This is a genomic window from Mycobacterium sp. NGS58 (assembly GCF_059812385.1).
Genome location: NZ_JCALCO010000011.1, coordinates 121,506 through 139,737, shown reverse-complemented (window position 1 = coordinate 139,737; position 18,232 = coordinate 121,506). Strand labels below are relative to the sequence as shown.

Annotated in this window: 17 protein-coding genes; 12 read left to right on the top strand and 5 right to left on the bottom strand. The window is 64.1% G+C overall.

Annotated elements, in window-relative coordinates; translation table 11 throughout:
* The first annotated feature begins 68 nt into the window (after positions 1 to 68).
* Both AC5Y4H_RS13230 and AC5Y4H_RS13225 read left to right on the top strand, forming a co-directional pair.
* Positions 69 to 1,262 carry an amidohydrolase family protein gene (locus AC5Y4H_RS13230; protein WP_499982320.1) on the top strand — a complete coding sequence of 398 codons (1,194 nt, stop codon included), beginning with the start codon at positions 69 to 71 and terminating at the stop codon, positions 1,260 to 1,262.
* Positions 1,259 to 1,729 carry a MaoC family dehydratase gene (locus AC5Y4H_RS13225; RefSeq protein ID WP_499982319.1) on the top strand — a complete coding sequence of 157 codons (471 nt, stop codon included), beginning with the start codon at positions 1,259 to 1,261 and terminating at the stop codon, positions 1,727 to 1,729. The genes AC5Y4H_RS13230 and AC5Y4H_RS13225 overlap by 4 nt, the downstream gene beginning before the upstream one ends.
* 2 nt (positions 1,730 to 1,731) lie before the next feature.
* Here the strand turns inward: AC5Y4H_RS13225 and AC5Y4H_RS13220 are convergent, their stop codons facing one another.
* Positions 1,732 to 4,092 (bottom strand): CaiB/BaiF CoA transferase family protein, encoded by a 2,361-nt coding sequence (locus AC5Y4H_RS13220; protein ID WP_499982317.1) that lies wholly within the window; start codon positions 4,090 to 4,092, stop codon positions 1,732 to 1,734.
* Positions 4,089 to 5,546 (bottom strand): aldehyde dehydrogenase family protein, encoded by a 1,458-nt coding sequence (locus AC5Y4H_RS13215; protein ID WP_499982314.1) that lies wholly within the window; start codon positions 5,544 to 5,546, stop codon positions 4,089 to 4,091. Before AC5Y4H_RS13215 ends, AC5Y4H_RS13220 begins: the two co-directional genes overlap by 4 nt.
* A 279-nt stretch (positions 5,547 to 5,825) precedes the next feature.
* On the opposite strand from AC5Y4H_RS13215, the gene AC5Y4H_RS13210 reads away from it, so the two are divergent.
* The 8 genes from AC5Y4H_RS13210 to AC5Y4H_RS13175 are packed head-to-tail and all read left to right on the top strand — an operon-like array spanning position 5,826 to position 12,583.
* A complete protein-coding gene (locus AC5Y4H_RS13210; protein ID WP_499982371.1) occupies positions 5,826 to 6,998 on the top strand; it encodes a cytochrome P450 in 1,173 nt (390 codons plus the stop codon).
* Entirely contained in the window at positions 6,998 to 8,179 is a 1,182-nt protein-coding gene (locus AC5Y4H_RS13205; RefSeq protein WP_499982312.1) for an acyl-CoA dehydrogenase family protein, read from the top strand. The genes AC5Y4H_RS13210 and AC5Y4H_RS13205 overlap by 1 nt, the downstream gene beginning before the upstream one ends.
* A 17-nt stretch (positions 8,180 to 8,196) precedes the next feature.
* A complete protein-coding gene (locus tag AC5Y4H_RS13200) occupies positions 8,197 to 8,772 on the top strand; it encodes an FAS1-like dehydratase domain-containing protein (protein ID WP_499982310.1) in 576 nt (191 codons plus the stop codon).
* Complete coding sequence (locus AC5Y4H_RS13195) at positions 8,772 to 9,185, top strand: Zn-ribbon domain-containing OB-fold protein (protein WP_499982309.1); 414 nt, start codon at positions 8,772 to 8,774, stop codon at positions 9,183 to 9,185. The genes AC5Y4H_RS13200 and AC5Y4H_RS13195 overlap by 1 nt, the downstream gene beginning before the upstream one ends.
* Before the next feature lie 21 nt (positions 9,186 to 9,206).
* Entirely contained in the window at positions 9,207 to 10,319 is a 1,113-nt protein-coding gene (locus AC5Y4H_RS13190; RefSeq protein ID WP_499982305.1) for an acyl-CoA dehydrogenase family protein, read from the top strand.
* The gene (locus AC5Y4H_RS13185) at positions 10,316 to 10,768 is read left to right on the top strand and encodes a MaoC family dehydratase (protein ID WP_499982303.1); all 453 of its coding nucleotides are present in this window, start codon (positions 10,316 to 10,318) and stop codon (positions 10,766 to 10,768) included. Before AC5Y4H_RS13190 ends, AC5Y4H_RS13185 begins: the two co-directional genes overlap by 4 nt.
* Entirely contained in the window at positions 10,765 to 11,934 is a 1,170-nt protein-coding gene (locus AC5Y4H_RS13180; RefSeq protein ID WP_499982302.1) for a lipid-transfer protein, read from the top strand. The genes AC5Y4H_RS13185 and AC5Y4H_RS13180 overlap by 4 nt, the downstream gene beginning before the upstream one ends.
* Positions 11,935 to 11,980: 46 nt before the next feature.
* A complete protein-coding gene (locus tag AC5Y4H_RS13175; RefSeq protein WP_499982300.1) occupies positions 11,981 to 12,583 on the top strand; it encodes a TetR/AcrR family transcriptional regulator in 603 nt (200 codons plus the stop codon).
* A gap of 10 nt (positions 12,584 to 12,593) precedes the next feature.
* Here the strand turns inward: AC5Y4H_RS13175 and AC5Y4H_RS13170 are convergent, their stop codons facing one another.
* The 3 genes from AC5Y4H_RS13170 to AC5Y4H_RS13160 all read right to left on the bottom strand — a co-directional run bounded on the left by AC5Y4H_RS13170 (position 12,594) and on the right by AC5Y4H_RS13160 (position 15,628).
* On the bottom strand, positions 12,594 to 13,805 hold the full coding sequence (locus tag AC5Y4H_RS13170; RefSeq protein WP_499982298.1) for a cytochrome P450: 1,212 nt from the start codon (positions 13,803 to 13,805) through the stop codon (positions 12,594 to 12,596).
* A complete protein-coding gene (locus tag AC5Y4H_RS13165; protein WP_499982370.1) occupies positions 13,802 to 15,022 on the bottom strand; it encodes a CaiB/BaiF CoA transferase family protein in 1,221 nt (406 codons plus the stop codon). The genes AC5Y4H_RS13170 and AC5Y4H_RS13165 overlap by 4 nt, the downstream gene beginning before the upstream one ends.
* A 75-nt stretch (positions 15,023 to 15,097) precedes the next feature.
* The gene (locus AC5Y4H_RS13160; protein WP_499982369.1) at positions 15,098 to 15,628 is read right to left on the bottom strand and encodes a nuclear transport factor 2 family protein; all 531 of its coding nucleotides are present in this window, start codon (positions 15,626 to 15,628) and stop codon (positions 15,098 to 15,100) included.
* 120 nt (positions 15,629 to 15,748) lie between these two features.
* Here AC5Y4H_RS13160 and AC5Y4H_RS13155 point away from each other — a divergent pair, with 120 nt between their 5' ends.
* Positions 15,749 to 17,359 carry a class I adenylate-forming enzyme family protein gene (locus AC5Y4H_RS13155; protein ID WP_499982296.1) on the top strand — a complete coding sequence of 537 codons (1,611 nt, stop codon included), beginning with the start codon at positions 15,749 to 15,751 and terminating at the stop codon, positions 17,357 to 17,359.
* A gap of 84 nt (positions 17,360 to 17,443) precedes the next feature.
* Complete coding sequence (locus tag AC5Y4H_RS13150; RefSeq protein WP_499982295.1) at positions 17,444 to 18,220, top strand: SDR family oxidoreductase; 777 nt, start codon at positions 17,444 to 17,446, stop codon at positions 18,218 to 18,220.
* The last annotated feature ends 12 nt before the right edge of the window (positions 18,221 to 18,232 follow it).

Below are 18,232 nucleotides of genomic sequence, written 5' to 3'. Positions count from 1 at the left end.
TGTTGGTGATAACGTCATTTTCAAATAACGTAAACGGCCATATTCGCTGCTCTGGAGGGATCAGTCACATGTCTACCCGGTCCTTGCCCTATCCGGTCTTCGACATCGACAACCACATGTACGAGACGAGGGACGCGCTCACCAAGTACTTGCCCAAAGAGCACCGCGGCAAGGTCGGATACGTCGAGGTCAACGGACGGCCCAAGCTTGTCGTCAAGGACCACATCAGCCACATGATTCCCAACCCGACATTCGAGCGGGTGGCCCGGCCGGGCAGCGCCGAGGACTACTTCTTGGGCAACAATCCAGAGGGCCTCAATTTCCGCGAATTCATCGGTGAAGCAATGGATGTCATCCCCGCCTACCAGGACCCGGCTCCCAGGTTGGAGCTGATGGATGAACTCGGCATAGATCAGTGCGTCATGTACCCCACCCTCGCCAGCCTCATCGAGGAGCGCACCACCGACGACGTCGTCCTGACCCACGCAATCATCCATGCACTCAACGAGTGGATGCACGAACACTGGACGTTCAACTACCACGACCGCATCTTCGCGACGCCCGTCGTTTGCCTGCCACTCGTAGACGAGGCCATCCAGGAGCTGCACTGGTGCCTCGAACGGGGAATGAAGACGTTTTTGGTTCGCCCCGCTCCGGTGCCAAGTCGCTTCGGCGGCTCGCGATCGATGGGTCTGCCCGAGTTCGACCCGTTCTGGGAAGAAGTCGTCAAGGCTGGCATTCCGGTGACCATGCACGCCTCGGACAGCGGGTACCAGAAGCACCTCATGGAATGGGAGGGCGGCGACGAGTACCTCTCGTTCAAGCCGAGCGCACTGCGCGAGGTGGTCATGGGGCACCGCGCCATCGAGGACACCTTGGCCGCGATGATCTGCCACGGCGCGCTATCACGCTTCCCCGACCTGAAGATCTTTTGCGTCGAGAATGGCAGCGGTTGGGTGCGCAATCTTCTCGAACAGCTCAACACCGCGTACAAGATCATGCCCAAGGAGTTCGACGAGCATCCTGTCGAGGTGTTCAAACGCAACATCTACATCCACCCGTTCCTCGAGGACGATGTCAAGGGGATCGTCGACATCATGGGTGAGGATCACGTGATGTTCGGCTCCGACTTTCCCCACCCCGAGGGCATCGGCGATCCGTTGAGCTTTGTCGACCGGCTCGACGGCATCTCCGATGCCGCGAAGGCGAAGATCATGGGCGGCAACGCCATTGAGCAGTTGGGACTCAAGGTCCCGGCATGACGCAGGCCTCCCCCACCGTCTACGACGGCATCTCGGGTTTCGAATCCCACGTCGGCGAACACCTCGGCTACAGCGGGTGGCACGAGGTCACACAGCAGGAAATCGATCTGTTCGCCGAGGCGACCGGTGACCGCCAGTGGATTCATGTCGACGCGGAGCGGGCGGCCAAAGGTCCGTACGGTAAGACGATCGCGCACGGATATCTCACATTGTCGCTGGTTCCCATTCTCGTGCAACAGATTTACCGGGTGACGGGACTGGCGATGCAAGTCAACTACGGTTCCGACAAGCTTCGCTTCCCTGCGCCGGTGCCGGTCGACTCGCGCATCCGCGCCGGCGCCGAACTGGTCAAGGTGGAACGCAACGACACCGGCGGCCGGGCCACCGTGCGGGTCACCGTGGAGGTTGAGGGATCCGACCGACCCGCATGCGTGGTCGATACCATCGCGGCCATGGTCGATGACTGAACCTACGCGTTCAGCAGCCGTTCGCCGATAACCTGATCATCACGCAGCTTCGTCAGCTCGTCATCTGACAGACCGAGAGCCGCCAGCACCTCGTCATTGTGTTGACCGAGCGTCGGCGATGGTGCGCGGTGATGCCGCAACGGTCCCGGCGTGATCCGAAACGGCCAGCCCGGGAACCTCTGTCGCCCAGCGAGCCGATGCTCAAGCTCCTCGTAGAAACCGCGCGCCTCGAGCTGGTCGACGTCGTACATGCGGTCCGAAGTGAGGATCCGCTCCGCGGGCACACCACGGCGAAGGAGCGCCTCGGCGATCTCGTCGGGCGGTCGGGCCGCCGTCCATCCGGAAAGAATGTCGTCGAACGCATCGTGGTTGTGCAGCCGTGCCTGTGGTGAGGCGAACCGCGGGTCGTTAAGCAGTTCGGGCCGGCCAATCACATCGACGACGGCGGCCCAATCGGAGTCGTCACGCACCGAGATGGCCACCCACTCATCGTCACTGGCCGCGTAGACGCCTTGTGCGTAGTTTCGGTGGCGGTTGCCTTCTCGCTCGTACGCCCGGCCCGTGAGCGAGTATTCGATGACCGGCTCGGCGGTCACCGCGGCACCGACCTCGATCTGTGCGACCTCGATCAGTTGGCCTTCACCGGTTCTGCGCTTGTGCTCGAGCGCGGCCAGCAGTGCGACAGTGGCATGTACGCCGACGATCGGATCGGCAGGCCCCTGCAGGTTGCACGGCGGACCGTCGGGGTACCCGGTGGCGGCCGACATCCCCGATATCTGCTCGAAGTTCAGTGCCCACCCGACGTAGTCGCGCCATGGGCCTTCGAGTCCGAGGCCCGGCATGCGGACCATGATGACGTCCGGATTCACCTTCACCAGCGAGGCGTAGTCCAAGCCGAACTGCTCCACCACGCGCGGCGAGAAGTTCTCCACCACGACGTCTGCCTCGGCGGCCAGCTTGAGGGCCAATTCGCGGCCGGCTTCGGTGCTCAGATTCAAGGTGATATCGCGCTTGTTGAGGTTGGTGCCCTGCCACATCGGTCCTATCTCGTACCAGTCATCGCTGCTGCGCAGCAGCGAGCCCGAATATCGGTGACCGTCCGGACGTTGGATCGACTCGACCTTGACTACATCGGCGCCGAAGGCACCCAGATAGCACGTGAGATACGCGCCCGACCAGAATGTGCTCAGGTCGAAAACCTTGAGATCCGCGAACGGCATCGTCGCATCGTCAACTGCGGATGCGGCCGGCTTCGTCCGTCGGACGTGCGAGGAAGCCGCCGCTCGATCGCCGAGCCGCGGCGCTGGTTTCGGTGGCTCAACCGGCGTGCGGGCCAACCTGAACGGTGCGCCTGGCCGGACGAAACGTTGGCCTCCCGCTTCGCTTTCGATGAAGAATCCCCGCTCGCGGTACTGGGGACAGTCGAGGATGGAGGCTCCGTCGTTGACCGGCGCCGCGGGGATTCGCATCGCCTGGCTCAACTCGACCAGATCGGCCACCGTCATCGAATCGAGCCAGGGCTGCGCCTTCGCGAAGAACTCCTCGCGTTCGGGCCCGCCCAGCATGATGGCTATCTGGTGCTCTCCGAATTCCGGCAGCCCTACCATCGCGCAGACGTCCAGCCAGTGCTGCCCGGTCAAGCAGTTGATCCCGATCCAGCCGTCGGCGGCGCGCACGATGCCGAGCATCGGGCCCGCCTTTGAATTCGGCGGAAGACCAAGGCTTTTCAAGCGGTCGGCCATCAGCATCGGGTACGCCAAGGTTGACAGGAGTGACTCGAACGCCGAGACATCGACCTCGATCACCCGATCAAGACCGGCGTCCGCGACCCGCAGGGCCGTCAGGGCCCCGAGCGCGGCGTAGCTGCCGGCGATGTACTCGGGGATACGGACGCCGGCCTGTACCGGCGCACGGCCGAGTTCGCGAGTGTTCACCCACCCCGACGCGGCCTGCAGGGTCAGCGACGTCGACGGGCGATTCCCGCGAGGGCCCTGCTGGCCGTAGTCGGAGATCCGGACGACAACAAGATTCGGGTTGACCCGTTGGAGCGCTTCGCGATCGAGCCCCCAGTTCAACCTGTCGGTCGATCCGGCCGGCAGATCCTCGACGACCACATCCGCTTGAGAAATAAGCTCAGACAGCGCATCGGGATGTGATTCGAGATCGATTGCCAGCCCGTGCTTTCCGGCGTTCAAATACTCGAAGAGTCCACTCGACGAACCCCAGCTTCGCAGCGGATCCCCCGCCGGCGACTCGACCTTGTACACGTCGGCGCCGAGATCGAGCAGCAGTTTGGTGCAATACGGAGCCGCAATGTCTGTACCGACTTCGACGACGCGCAATCCGGCGAGCGCTCCCGTCACGCGGGCACTCCGATCGCCTTCGGTTCCATGTATGCCCGCAGCCCTATCACGCCGCCCTCGCGGCCGATCCCGCTCTGCTTGAAACCTCCGAACGGCGCGTCGCCGGGTATCGTGCCGTTGATCGAGATCTGACCGGTCCTGATCCGTCGCGCAAGCCCGACCGCACGTTCGACGTCGGTGCCCCAGATCGCGCCCCCGAGTCCGTAGGCCGAATCGTTTGCGATGCCGACCGCTTCGACGTCGTTGCGGTAACGCAGCACCGTCAACACCGGGCCGAACACCTCCTCCTGCGCAATAAACGACTCGGCGGTGGCATCGGTCAAAACCGTTGGCTCGAAATAGAAACCGCGATCGAGCCCCTCCGGCCGCCCACCGCCGGCGACAATCTTCGCGCCGTCACCTTCGGCGCGGCGGACGAAACCTTCGACCCGCTCCAGATGTTGACGACTGATCAGCGGCCCCATCCCGGTCGCCTCGTCGGTGGGGTCTCCGACGGTGACGTTGCGGGCCAGCTCGGCGAGCCGATCGACGACCTCATCGTGCAGCGTGTCCGGGACCACCAGGCGACTGTTCAGGATGCACGCCTGCCCCGCGTGCATCGTGCACCCCTCGAAGAGGAGCCGCTCGAACAACTCGTCGGTCAGGTCGACATCGTCGAGCAGAATGCTCGCCGATTTGCCGCCGCACTCGAGCAGGATCCGTTTCATCGAGGTTGCGGCGCCGGCCATCACATCGCGGCCGACCGCCGAACTTCCGGTGAAGGTCACCATGTCGACCCGGGGATCGATGGTCAAGATCCTGCTGGCCTCCAGATTCCTCGGGGTGACGACGTTGACCACGCCCGGTGGAATGTCGGTCTCCTCGTCGATGAGGCGCGCCAGCGCGAGACCGGCCAGCGGTGTGAGCGGGGAGGGCTTGAGGACAAGCGTATTGCCCGCGGCCAGCGCGGCACCCAGCTTCATCACGTTCAGCGTGTGCGGGAAATTCCACGGCGTCATCGCCGCGACCACACCGAGTGGCTCGTAGCGCAACAGGGTGGTCCCCGCCGCTCCCCACGCGTCCATGGGCGCCTCAGCCGGTTCGAGCGCCAGTTCCGCGGCATGGCCGACCATGAACGCGGGCCCCTCCACATGGATCAGCCGCTCGTTTGCTGTACATCCCCACTCGGCCTGTGCCAGCGCGTAGATTTCCTCGCCGCGGGCGAGCAGTGCGTCGCTGAGCTGTTGGAGACAACGCGACCTCTCGGCCGGGTCGGCCATGGGCCACGGCCCGGAATCGAAGGCTGCACGCGCCGCACCGATGGCGTGCTCGACCTGCGCGACGCCGGCGTCCGGCGCCGAGGCAATGACCTGCTCTGTCGCCGGGTTGGTGACGTCATATCGGCCGGTGTCCGGTTCGACCCAGTTGCCATCGATATAGACGCCATAGCTGTCGACCAGGCTCGACTCGGCCATCACATCACTGGACCTTCCCCGTTGGTCGCCGAACCGTACGGTGTTCGCCCGATGCCGATGCGAACGTGTCCGACAATTCCCCAATTATGTACACCTGAGGATGCGCTGGCGTCAACGCTGTCGCCATTCAACTGGGCGAACGGTGATTGACATTTCCGGTGCTTGTCTGTAGACACAGACATTACCGGACATTCGTGAATTAACTGTCCGATTCCCGTGTGTCGAGGAAGGCCCGCAGTGCCCGCTGACTCCACCTCCAGACCAACGTCCACGCATCTCCTGCACTCACCGGACTTCTACGCCGGCGATCCATACGCGGTCTATCGGGAATTGCGCAGCAGCACGCCGGTGGTGTGGAACGACGTCACGAACTTTTGGGCCCTGACCAAGTACGAGGACATCCGCCACGTCTCCGGTCACCCGATGACGTTCACCTCGACGCGGGGCATCTCGATACCCGATCCCGCCATGCCAAGCCCGGTGCAGGAGGGGAACCTGATCTTCACCGATCCGCCACGGCACCGGCAGCTGCGCAAGCTGATTAACTCGGGGTTCACCCGACGGCAGGTCACGTTGCTGGAACCCAAAGTGCGCGAGATCGTCAAGGGCATTCTCGACGACGTCGACCCATCGCGGGAGTACGAGTTCGCCGAAGAGATTGCCGCGCCGCTTCCGACCCGGATGATTGCGGAGATGCTCGGCGCGCCGGCCGAGGACTGGGAGCAGTTCCGCACGTGGTCGGACGCGGCGGTAGGCACCGCGGATCCCGACATCGAGCTGGACAACATGGTGGCACTCGGCGAACTCTACGAGTACTTCACCAAACTGATCGACGCGCGGCGTTCCGGCGAAGTCACCGGGCAAGACGACCTGCTGTCCATCCTGGCGGCCGCCGAGGTCGACGGCGAGCGCCTGACCGATGCGGACCTGCTCAATTTCTCCTTCCTGCTGCTGGTCGCCGGCAACGAGACGACACGCAACCTGATCGCGCTGGGCACGCTGGCGCTGCTGGACAACCCCGATCAATTCGCCTTACTCCGCTCGAAGCCCGAGCTTTTGCCGCTGGCCGTCGAAGAGATGCTGCGGTTCACCAGCCCGGTGACCCACATGGCGCGCGAAGCCACCGAGGACGTCGAGATCCGCGGCCAGCAGATCAAGGCCGGTGAAACGGTGGTCATGCTCTACGGTGCGGCCAACCGCGACGAGGAGATATTTGGCCCCACCAGCGAGGAGTTCGACATCACCCGAAACCCGAACCCACACATAGCCTTCGGCGCCGGCGAACACGCGTGTCTGGGCGCGCAACTGGCACGGCTGGAGGCCAGGGTGATGTTCGAGGTGCTGCTGGGCACCTATCCGAGCATCGAACTGACCGGCGATGTGACGCGGCTGCGCGCCACGATGGTGCCGGGCGTCAAGCGCATGCCGGTACGGATGCGAGCCGGTGTCTGATGGATTTCGACTACACCCCCGAACAGGAACAGCTGCGCAAGGACTACCGCGAACGCCTCGAAGCCGTGATGACCCCCGAACGCCGCAAGGCGGTCGCAGGCTTGATGGAGGGCGGGGCCGCGGTGACCGAATGTCGGCGCGCGCTCGGCGAGGCTGGATTGCTTGGCGTCGCATGGCCGGTCGAATACGGCGGCAGCGGGTTGACCGCGCTCGAGCAGTACATCTTCGGCGAGGAAGCACGACGCGTGCACGCGCCACTGCCGATGATCACGCTGAACACGGTCGGCCCCACGCTTATTCAGTACGGGACCGAGGAGCAGAAGCAGAAGTTCCTACCCGCGATTCTCAATGGCTCCGTTGACTTCGCGATCGGTTACTCCGAGCCCGGCGCGGGAAGCGATCTGGCCTCATTGCGGACCAGCGCGGTGCGCGACGGCGACGAATTCGTGATCAACGGCTCAAAAATGTTCACCAGCGGCGCGGAATTCGCCGACTACATCTGGCTGGCGGCCCGAACCGATCCGGAAGCCAAGAAGCACAAGGGCATCACGGTATTCATCGTGCCCACCGACTCGCCCGGCTTCTCCTGGAAACCACTGCATACGATGCCCGGTGTCTCGACCTACTACACCTTCTACGACGATGTGCGCGTCCCGGAGAACGCGATCGTCCTCGGCGAGAACCAGGGCTGGAAGCTGGTCACCAACCAGCTGAACCTCGAGCGCGCCGCACTCGGCAATCTCGGTGCGCTGGAGCCGCTCTTCAGCAAGACGCTGGAATGGGCCAAGACCACGGAACTCGACGACGGGTTCGTGATCGACCAGCCCTGGGTCCAACAGGCATTGGCACGGGTGGAGGCACAGGTCGCGGCCTACCGATTGCTCAACCTGCGGGTGAACACGAACATGAGCTCGGGTGGTCTGGGCATGGGCGAGGCTTCCGCCGCAAAGGTTTTCGGCACCGAGCTCACCCAGCAGGTGGCCCGCGAACTGCTCGACGTGGTGGGCCAAGCCGGCCTGCGCAAGGAAACGTCGGCTCCGCTCCAGGGCGAGCTGGAGAGTGCCTACCGATTCGCCGTCATCAACACCTTCGGCGGCGGTGCCAACGAACTGCAACGCGACATCATCGCGATGGCCGGTCTCGGAATGCCACGCGCACCCCGCGACATGCGAGCCTCCTGAAAGGAGTGTCGACAGCTATGACCGAAATGACCAAAGACGAACTGCGCCAGCGCCTCGACGCGTTGATCGGCACGCCCACCGACGGGGTCGGCAGACCCGCCCGCGCGCCGGATCCGGTGAATGCCGCGATGATCCGGCACTGGGCGCATGCGTTGGACGACATGAACCCGGCGTATCTCGACGAGGAGTTCGCCAGCAACTCTCGCCACGGCGGCTTGGTCTCGCCGCCGGTGATGCTGCAGAGCTGGACGATGCCCCCACCGAAGCTGGCGGGCATTCGCGAGCGCGGCGGTGTGCCGATCGAGATCAAGAGCAACCCGCTGCAGTTCCTGTCCGACGCCGGCTACACCGGCATCATCGCGACGAACTCCGAGTTCGAGATCGAACGTTATCCCCGGGTCGGTGACCAGATCACCGCCGAGACTGTGTTCGACTCGATCTCCGACGAGAAGAAGACGGCGATGGGCAACGGCTTCTTCGTCACCTGGGTGACCACCTACCGCGATCAAAATGACGAAGTCATCGGCCGCCAGTGGTTCCGCACGCTGCGATTCAAGACGGGTGGGGCCCCCGCCGGAACGGCTGGGGACTGATGGCCAGGAGACTCGCCCCCTCCATTAGTCCCGACACCGAGTTCTTCTGGTCGGGCCTGAAAGACAACGAACTTCGCATCCAGCGCTGCGCGGACTGCCAGACGTTACGTGTCCCGCCACGACCGATGTGTGGCAAGTGCCAGTCGCTGAAGTGGGACTACGTCGTGGCGTCCGGTCGTGGCACGGTGTACAGCTTCGTGATGCCGCAGTATCCGCCCCTGCCGTTCCTGCAGTACCCCTACGTCGTCGCCCTCATCGAGCTCGACGAGGGCGTCCGCATCGTGTCGAACCTCTGCGACATCGATCCCGTCGCGATCGAGGTCGGCATGCCCGTCGAGGTCTTCTTCGAGACGTTCGAAGCCCTGCCGAGCGGCGACGAGTTAGTGCTGCACCAATTCCGGCCCGCCGGCTGAGGAGAAGGTAAAGCGGAAACAATGGATTTCACGTTCACCGAAGAACAAGAGACAGTCGGAAAAGTTGCGCGCCAGCTGTTCGAGCACCGTGCAGCGCCCGAGCATCTGGCCGAACTGGAGTCCGGCGACGTGCGCTACGACGCCGGACTGTGGAACGATCTCGCATCCGCCGATCTACTCGGCATCGCACTACCAGAATCCGTGGGCGGCAGCGGCGGCGGGTTCGTCGAATTGGGTGTACTGCTCAGCGAGGTCGGATTCAGTGTCGCGCCGGTACCCGTGTATGCCACGCTCCTGCTCGGCGCGGATACGATTGCCCGGCACGGCGATTCGGTGTTGCGGCAACGGTATCTGCCGGGCGTGGTCGACGGCAGCACGATCCTCACCGCGGCGCTCGTCGAACCTGGCAACTCCGACCCGACAACACCGCGCACCAACGCGCGATCCGACGGCGACACGTGGCGACTGGAAGGCAACAAAGAGCTGGTGCCCGCCGCGCAACTCGCAGCGGCCGTCGTGGTGTCGGCGCAGACCGAGGACGGTCCCGGATTATTCATCGTCGACACCGGAACCGACGGCGTGGGCATCACACCCGTGCTCACCACAAATGGTGAACCCCACGCCGATGTGGAATTGACCGGCGCGATCGGCCGCCGGCTCACCGAGCACGACACCGGGAACATAGTCGGCTCGCTCTACACCCGCGCCCTCGTCGGCTTGTGTGCAATCCAAATCGGTGTTGTGGAACGGGCTTTGAAACTGGCCGCCAAGTACACGAGCGAGCGCGAACAGTTCGGCCGCCCCATCGGATCCTTCCAGGCCGTCCAGCAGCGCCTCGCCGACGCGTTTATTGACGTCGAAGCCATCCGGTGGACCACGTGGCACGCGGCATGGTTGATCGCCCAAGGGCGACCGGCCGATCGAGAGGCCGGTATCGCCAAGTTCTGGGCCGCCGAGGCGGGCGCCCGCGTCGCCTCCTCGGCCCAGCAGGTGCACGGCGGCATGGGAATCGACGTCACCTACCCGCTGTCCCGTTATTTCCTGTGGGCCAAGCAGAACGAACTCGCACTCGGGTCGGCATCACAGCAGTTGGCCCGGCTCGGCAACGCATACCTGGAAGGAAGCCACAAATGACCTCCACCATCAAGCGCAACACGACCCTAGCGTGGAACACCGTCAATGTGGGTGACGAGGTCACACCGATGGACGTGCCAGTGACCACCACGCTGATCGTCGCGGGCGCCATCGCCTCCCGTGACTACATGCCGGTACACCACGACCGTGACTTCGCCAATTCCCAAGGCTCCAAAGACATCTTCCTCAACATCCTGACCACCAACGGGCTGTGTGTGAAGTTTCTGCACGACTGGGCCGGACCCGAGGCGATGGTCAAGAAGCTTTCCGTTCGCCTGGGTGTTCCCGCCTACCCGAACGATCCGCTGCGCTTCGAAGGCAGCGTCAGCGACAAGTCGTCGGCCGACGGCGAGGGCTTGGTCGAGGTCACCTTCAAGGGCACCAACAGCCTCGGAGCGCATGTCTCCGGCACCGCGGTGCTCAGCCTGCTCGACGGGGTCGATGCGTGAGCACCGGCATCGGCGGTGTAACCGCTCTGGCCGGTATCGGCCAGACGGAATTCTCCAAGGAGTCTGGCCGCACCGAAATGCAGCTGGCCTGCGAGGCGGTCAAGGCAGCCATCGACGACGCGGGTTTGCGGCCCCGCGATATCGACGGCATGGTGACGTTCACTGTCGACGAGAACGAGGAGATCGAGGTCGCCCGCAACGTCGGTATCGAGAACCTATCGTTCTTCACCAGGGTGCCGCACGGGGGCGGAGCGGCGGCGGGCACCGTGATGCAGGCCGCGATGGCCGTCGCGACCGGTGCCGCCGAGGCCGTGGTGTGCTACCGGGCATTCAACGAGCGCTCCGGCTTTCGTTTCGGCGGCGCTGGACGCCAGCCCGGTGTGACGCCGTTGTGGATGGCCCCGTACGCGCCGTTCGGGTTCATGACACCGGCCGCGTGGGTCGCCCTGCACGCTCAGCGGTACATGTCGACCTACGGGGTCACCAACGCCGACTTCGGCAAGATCTCGGTCATCGACCGCAAACATGCCGCCAACAATCCGGACGCCTGGTTTTACGGCAAGCCGATATCCCTTGAGCAGCACCAGGAATCACGCTGGATCATCGAACCGGTGCTGCGCCTACTCGATTGCTGCCAGGAAAGCGACGGCGGCGTCGCGATGGTGGTGACCAGCGTCGAGCGGGCGCGCGATCTTCCCAAGCCGCCCGCCGTCATCACGGCGGCCGCCCAGGGCGCGGCCTACGACGGCGAGGTGATGACGAGTTACTACCGCGAAGAGATCACCGGGCTACCCGAAATGGGCGTGGTCGCCAACAAGCTGTGGCGCGACTCCGGACTGAAACCGGATGACATCTCGACGGCGTTCCTCTACGACCACTTCACACCGTTCGTGTTCACCCAACTCGAAGAACTCGGGTTCTGCGGACGGGGCGAGGCGAAGGATTTCGTGTCGATCGACGAACTGTCGTTGGGCGGACGGATGCCGATCAACACCAACGGCGGCCTGCTCGGCGAGGCCTACATCCACGGGATGAACGGGATCACCGAGGGAGTGCGACAGGTGCGCGGCACGTCCCACAACCAAGTCGACCGCGTCGAACACGTGCTGGTCACGTCGGGCACCGGCGTCCCGACCAGCGGGCTGATCCTCTCACCCGACCGCTGAGTCGCAAGGACAGCTACTCTCATCGGAAGCTAGAAAGGGGTCCTCCATGACGCAGGCAACCGCGACCGATACCCGCGCTGCCATCATCGCGGCGGCCTTCGCCTGCTTTCGGACTCAGAGCCTGGCCAAGACGACCATCGTCGACATTGCGCGGGCGGCCGACGTGTCCCGCAGCACGTTCTACGAATACTTCCGGGACAAGGAGACAATCGTCGAAGCCTGCGCCGAGGCGGCATCGCAGCGGTTCTACCGCAACATGGCCAAGGCGATCGACCGTCGCGGCGGTAGCACCCTGGAGGGCCGGCTCGTGGAAGCCGCAGTCTTCGTGAGCCAGGCACGGCGCGTCGTCGAGCCGGAAGCGTACTTCGACGAGGCGGAAGTCAGCCTGATGATGACCAAGAACGCCGCAATGCTCCTCAAGGAATGCACCGAGTTCCTGGCGCCTTACGTGTCGGCTGCCAGGTTGACCGGCGAGGTCCGAAGTGATCTCGACATCCCCACTGCGACCGAGTGGTTTGCTCGAATCCTGTTCTCGCTGTTCACGACTCCGTCGCCGACGATCGATATGCGCGACGACGACGCGGTGGCCGACTTCGTGCGGGCCTATGTCGTGAAAGGATTCGTCGACGGCGGCCCGCGCCGGCGCTGAACGGCAGGCCTTAGCCAACCCTGCGCACGGGAACATTTGACCAGCCGCAGACATTCGCCATCGCCACCCGCTGTAGCCCGTCACGATCGACTTCGTACTCGGGAAGCAGGTCCAACAACGCTTCGAGCGCGATGCGACTCTCCATGCGAGCCAGCGCCGCACCGAGGCAACTGTGTATGCCGTAGCCGAACGCGAGGTTGAAACCCATCTTGCGGTCTCGATCGATGTCCAACCGGTCGGGGTCGTCGAACATTCGCTCGTCCCGGGTAGCCGAACCTGTGACGAGTAGTACCGCGCCGCCCGCCGGAATCGTTGTCCCGTAGTACGTCACGTCGCGTGTGGCGGTCCGGACCTGATACTGCGAGGGCGCCTCGTAGCGCAGCAACTCCTCCACCGCGGCCGGGATTTTGCTTCGGTCGTCGCGAAGCTTGCGCCACTGGTCGGGAAAATCGGCGAAGGCGACCATCGCGTTGCCCACCAACTTGGTGACCGTTTCGGCGCCCGCCCCGCCGAGCATTGTTGCGAAACCCGTGATGTCGACGTCGGTGAGCTTTTCCACCACGCCATCACGTTCGATCTCGGTCTCGATCAAACGGCTGATCATGTCGTCTTCGGGGTGGGCCCGCCGCTGCTGCACCAGGTCGTAGTAATAGAGGCCGGTGTTCACCGAGGCCTGGTATCCCCGCTTGGTGGTGGCGATCGCGCCGGGGTGGCGTTCGAGGAGCAGATCCAGCCAGAGGCGGATCTGGTCGCGGTCCTGTTTCGGCACGCCGAGCATCGTGGTGATGACCTCGTTGGGGAACAGGGCCGAGAAGTCGGCAACGACGTCGAAGGACGCCGGATTCAGCGCCTCGATGCGCTCATAGACCTTGTCGCGCACCATGTCTTCCAACGCGGCGATCGCCCGCGGGGTGAACACGTTGCTGACGAGCCTGCGCATCTTCTGATGCTCGGGCGGGTCCATGGAGATGATCACCTTGGGCACCGGGATGGCGTCGTCGTGCGCCTTGACCATGTCCAGCGTCGCGCCTTTGGCCGACGAGAAGGTTTCGTGGTCTTTGGTCGCGGGAGCTACATCCTCGTACCGGGTGAGCGCCCAGAAGTCCCACTTCGCGTTGTAATAGATGGGTGCCTCGTCACGCAGCCGTCGGTAGGTGTCGTAGGCTCCGTTGAAGAATTCGGTTGAGAACGGGTCGAATTCGATGGAGATCGCTGAGCTCACAGGATCGCCCCGGATTCCTTATACTTCGTGATCGTGTCCCAGTCGATGCCGGCGTCCATCAGGACTTCCTCAGTGTGCTGGCCGTGCTCGGGCGCTCCGGGCGGGATAACCGACCGCCCGTCGAATTGAACGGGATTGGTGGGCAACGAAAATGGCACTCCGCTGACGGTTTGGGTGCGCGCGACGTAGCCGTTCGCGACGACGGCGGGGTCCTGACAAAGCTCGGCCGGTGTCTGCACGATTCCCCATGCCCCTGAGAGTGCCGCCAGAGTCTCGCGCCATTCGGCCAATGTGCGCTTGGCGAACGCCTCGTCCAGCAGCGCGACCAGACTTACTCGGTTCTCGAACCGCGACGCGGGATCGGCGAATCGCGGATCGTCGACCAACTCGGGCAGACCGATCACCCGCATCGCCTCGGCGTAGAACTTGTCGAGTTGCAGCATCATCAGCTGCACATAGCGGTCGTCTTTCGTGCGGTAGGTGGCAACCAGCGGGTTGGGTGAATCGGCGTGCCCATACTTGGGAATGGCGCTGCCACCGTGTATCTGGCTTACCGCGACGTCGGGGCTCAGGTTCCACGCGGCCAATCCGAGGAGAGAAACGTCGACCACCGAGCCCTTCCCGGTCGTTGCCTTCTTGTAGAGTGCGGCGGCGATCCCTCCCGCGATCGTCATCCCGCCGAGCAGGTCGCCGAACGCGGGCCGCGAACGCACCAGCTCGTCGGCCTCCTCGGTGAGAACGTTGGCGATTCCCCCACGCGCCCAGTAGGACACACCGTCATAGCCGGGCTTGTCCGCATCGGGCCCTTTCGGCCCGTGCCCCGACCCACGCACATAAACGATGCTCGGGTTGGCCGCTCTGATGTCCTCGACGTCGATGCCGAGCTTCTTGCGGCGCTCCGGCAGGTAACTGGTCAAGAACACGTCGCAGGTCTTGGCCAGCTCGCGCACCACTTCCCGACCGCCGGGAGTGCTCAGGTCCACCCCGATGGATTTCTTACCCCGGTTGGGGATTTCGATCATGTAGTTGACCGACCCGCCGCCCCCATCAACGATTCCCATGGTGACCAGCCCGCGCTGGGGATCACCGCCGTCGCGCGGCTCGACCTTGATGACTTCTGCGCCCCACTCCGCGAGTACCGCTCCGGACGAGGGCACGAACGTCCACGCGGCGACCTCCAGCACACGAACTCCGCTGAGCACCTTGTCGTCGGAAATGACGCCCTCCCAAGCTTGCGATAACTAGCATTTACGTAAATGAGAATTTCACTTTCGCTCCGTATTGTAAACGGACTACGGCCGCCGGGAGAGCCGCCCCGGTTGCTCGGGATCTCCATTCTCCCAAAACGCTCGCCAGCTCGGCATCCGCTGCGGCATGGCCGCGCGAACCGGTACGTCCGTCGGCCACCGGATGAACTCCGGCCCGGGCCGTTCGGTCACGTCTACGGAGTACCACGGATGCTCACGCCGCTTGACGAAGTACCACCGGCCATCGCGTCGTTCGTACAAATCGTCGTAGCGCATCGTGATGACGTACCACCCGTCACCGTCCTCGTGCTCCGCGCGGCAGTACACCGATCCCGTTGCATGATCGGCGTCGATGAAGTCGAACTCGTGCCCGCAGATCAGGTGGATGCTGCGGTAGAACCGCCGCAGAACCCGGTCATACCAGCGCTGCAACGCCTCCCGGCTGCGGCCCTGCGGGCCGGCGTCGACATCGTCGACGAAAAGCGCCACTAACGCGTCCACGTCGCGGGCATCCAGCGCCATGGCATAGCGACTCGGCAGCTGACTGATCGCCAAACTGGACTCGATCCGATCCAGACGGTCCGGCGCCATGGTTTGCAGTGTAGTTCGACACCGCAGTACCGAGAACCGGTGTTCTCGTTTGACGGAAAGGCAACTATCCTGTTGAGGCCCAATGAACAGGGAGATGACGACCACATGCCCTTCCCGACGATCATGCCCACGGTCCCCACCTTGGTGAGATCGTCTGCAGAGCGTTTCGGTGACAATCCATTCCTCGTCGCCGACGGACACGTGCTGACCTACGCCGACCTCAACCTGCGTTCGTCGCATTTGGCGATGGCACTGCTCGCCGAGGGCATCGGAAAGGGAGACCACGTCGGGATTCTGATGCCCAACAGCGTGGAATGGGCGCTCGCCTGGTTCGCGGCAACCCGCATCGGCGCCGTCGCTGTTCCGCTCAATACGTTCTACAAGGCGTCCGAACTCGCCTGGACCGCCCGTCACGCAGATCTGAAAGCGATTCTGGCGTGGTCGGCCTTCCGCAACAACGATTTCGTCGAACGACTTGAGGAGGCGTTACCCGAGCTCGCCGAACAGCATGAACCGGGCCGCATAGCCCTGCACAAGATGCCGTTTCTGCGCACGATCGGGGTGTGGGGATCGTGTGACCGGGCCTGGGCGACGGCACTCGAGGACAAAGAACTACCGGCAGGCATCGACGCCGATTTCCTCCTCGAAGTCGAGTCCTGCGTGACCCCGGCGGACGAGGCGATGATCATTTACACCTCGGGCAGTACCGGTGACCCGAAGGCGCCGGTACACACACAGGGCACCCTGGTTCGCCACAGCTATAACCTCAGCTTCCAGTACGGCATCACCGCCGATAGCGTCTTGTTCACCGCCATGCCGTTCTTCTGGGTGGGCGGGTTGATCACCGGACTGCAGGCCGTGATTCACCACGGCGCAACGCTTGTCACTCAGCCGGCGTTTGATGCGGCAGAGGCCTTGGAGTTGATGGAGCGATACCGCGCGACGATCGCGCTCGGTTGGCCGCAGCAGGGCAAGTCTTTGTCGGAGCATCCGGATTTCGCCGGGCGCGACCTGAGTTCGGTGCAGCGCACCAGCATGCCCGCGATGGTGCGCCCGGACCGGCGACCCAAGGGGCCGAGCGCCCTTGGCATGACAGAACTGTGCGGCAACCACATCGGCGTGGACCCTTATCCGCCGCAGCCGCCGGATCGAGCTGAGACCGGAGGGTTTTCGGTCGAGGGTCTCAGCCACATCCTCGTCGATCCCGAGACCGGTGTACCGGTCCCGGTCGGGACGAGCGGTGAGATCTGGGTTCGCGGTTACTCATTGATGCAGCGCCTCTACAAGCGTGAGCGCGAGGATGTGTTCACCGCGAACGGGTACTACCGGACCGGTGATTGCGGCGTCGAGTACGACGACGGCTGGATCAAATTCACCGGCCGGTTGGGCGATCTGATCAAGACGGGCGGCGGAACCAACGTCACACCGAGCGAAGTAGAACTGGCACTTGCCGATTGCGACGGCGTGCTCGAAGCGTATGTGGTCGGTGCCGAGAGCCCCGAGAACGGAACGGTGGTCGCGGCGGCGGTGGTGCCGCGCGGCGATTCGACGCTCGACGGCGAGTCATTGCGGGTGCAACTGCGGGGCCGACTTTCGGCATACAAAGTGCCGAAGTTCATCTGGGTTACCTCAAAGCAGGATCTTCCGTTCACCGCGACGGGAAAGGTCAAGAAGGTTGAGCTGGCGCGGCAGCTCAGCGGACTGCTGGTGCGCTGAGGGTCAGCTGACCGCCGCCACCCCGCAGAGAATTCGCATTCTCATATGCGAGAATTGCCTCGACCACGGCAAAGGGAGCGATTCATGAGCGACCGGCACTCCAGCATCGCAGGGACACGGATGCTGATCATCGGGGCATCCTCGGGCATCGGACAGGCATTGGCCGTTGCCGCCCATTCCCGGGGCGCCAACGTGGCGCTCGCCGCGCGGCGGCTAGACCTACTCGCGAAGCTGGCCGATCAACTGCACGGATCGTCGCACGAGCTCGACGTGTCCGACCCCCGCGGCGTCGAATCCGTCGTCGGTGACGTCGTGGCCAAATTCGGCAAGCTCGATGCGGTCGTGTTCACCAGCGCCGTGGTTCCGTTCGCGCTGATCGAAGATACCGAAGTGGAGACTTGGCTGCATGCGTACGCCGTCAATGCCGTCGGCGCCTCCCATGTACTGCGCGCGGCACTGCCGCATTTGGCCGACGACGCCGTGGTCATCGTCGCGTCGAGCCACGACGTCGGTCGGCCTCGCGCGGGTGTGGCCGCCTACCACGCGAGCAAGGCGGCGCTGGACGAGATCCTGCGGTCCTGGCGGGCCGAGCATCCCGATATCGCCGTGATCCGGGTCAGTGTCGGCCCCACCTGTGACACCGAGATCCTCCGCGGAGCCGATCGCGACCTGCTGGCGAGTTTATACCGGGCCTGGGCGCACGAAGGTCAGATCCCGGACGAGATGTCCACGGTCGAAGACGTGGCCAATGCCATGCTTTCCCTCATCGCCATTTCACGCGCCAACCCCACGGTGATCAGCGAGATCGTGCACCTCGCGCCCCGAATCATCAAGCGCCGGCCGGCTCCGACCGGCAGCTGATCGGGAAAGGAC

Bases quoted from the DNA above. Each gene is read 5' to 3' on its own strand.
- AC5Y4H_RS13200 (WP_499982310.1), top strand. From the start codon at position 8,197: ATGACCGAAATGACCAAAGACGAACTGCGCCAGCGCCTCGACGCGTTG.
- AC5Y4H_RS13190 (WP_499982305.1), top strand. From the start codon at position 9,207: ATGGATTTCACGTTCACCGAAGAACAAGAGACAGTCGGAAAAGTTGCG.
- AC5Y4H_RS13225 (WP_499982319.1), top strand. From the start codon at position 1,259: ATGACGCAGGCCTCCCCCACCGTCTACGACGGCATCTCGGGTTTCGAA.
- AC5Y4H_RS13150 (WP_499982295.1), top strand. From the start codon at position 17,444: ATGAGCGACCGGCACTCCAGCATCGCAGGGACACGGATGCTGATCATC.
- AC5Y4H_RS13185 (WP_499982303.1), top strand. From the start codon at position 10,316: ATGACCTCCACCATCAAGCGCAACACGACCCTAGCGTGGAACACCGTC.
- AC5Y4H_RS13205 (WP_499982312.1), top strand. From the start codon at position 6,998: ATGGATTTCGACTACACCCCCGAACAGGAACAGCTGCGCAAGGACTAC.
- AC5Y4H_RS13215 (WP_499982314.1), bottom strand. From the start codon at position 5,546: ATGGCCGAGTCGAGCCTGGTCGACAGCTATGGCGTCTATATCGATGGC.
- AC5Y4H_RS13195 (WP_499982309.1), top strand. From the start codon at position 8,772: ATGGCCAGGAGACTCGCCCCCTCCATTAGTCCCGACACCGAGTTCTTC.
- AC5Y4H_RS13175 (WP_499982300.1), top strand. From the start codon at position 11,981: ATGACGCAGGCAACCGCGACCGATACCCGCGCTGCCATCATCGCGGCG.
- AC5Y4H_RS13230 (WP_499982320.1), top strand. From the start codon at position 69: ATGTCTACCCGGTCCTTGCCCTATCCGGTCTTCGACATCGACAACCAC.
- AC5Y4H_RS13155 (WP_499982296.1), top strand. From the start codon at position 15,749: ATGCCCTTCCCGACGATCATGCCCACGGTCCCCACCTTGGTGAGATCG.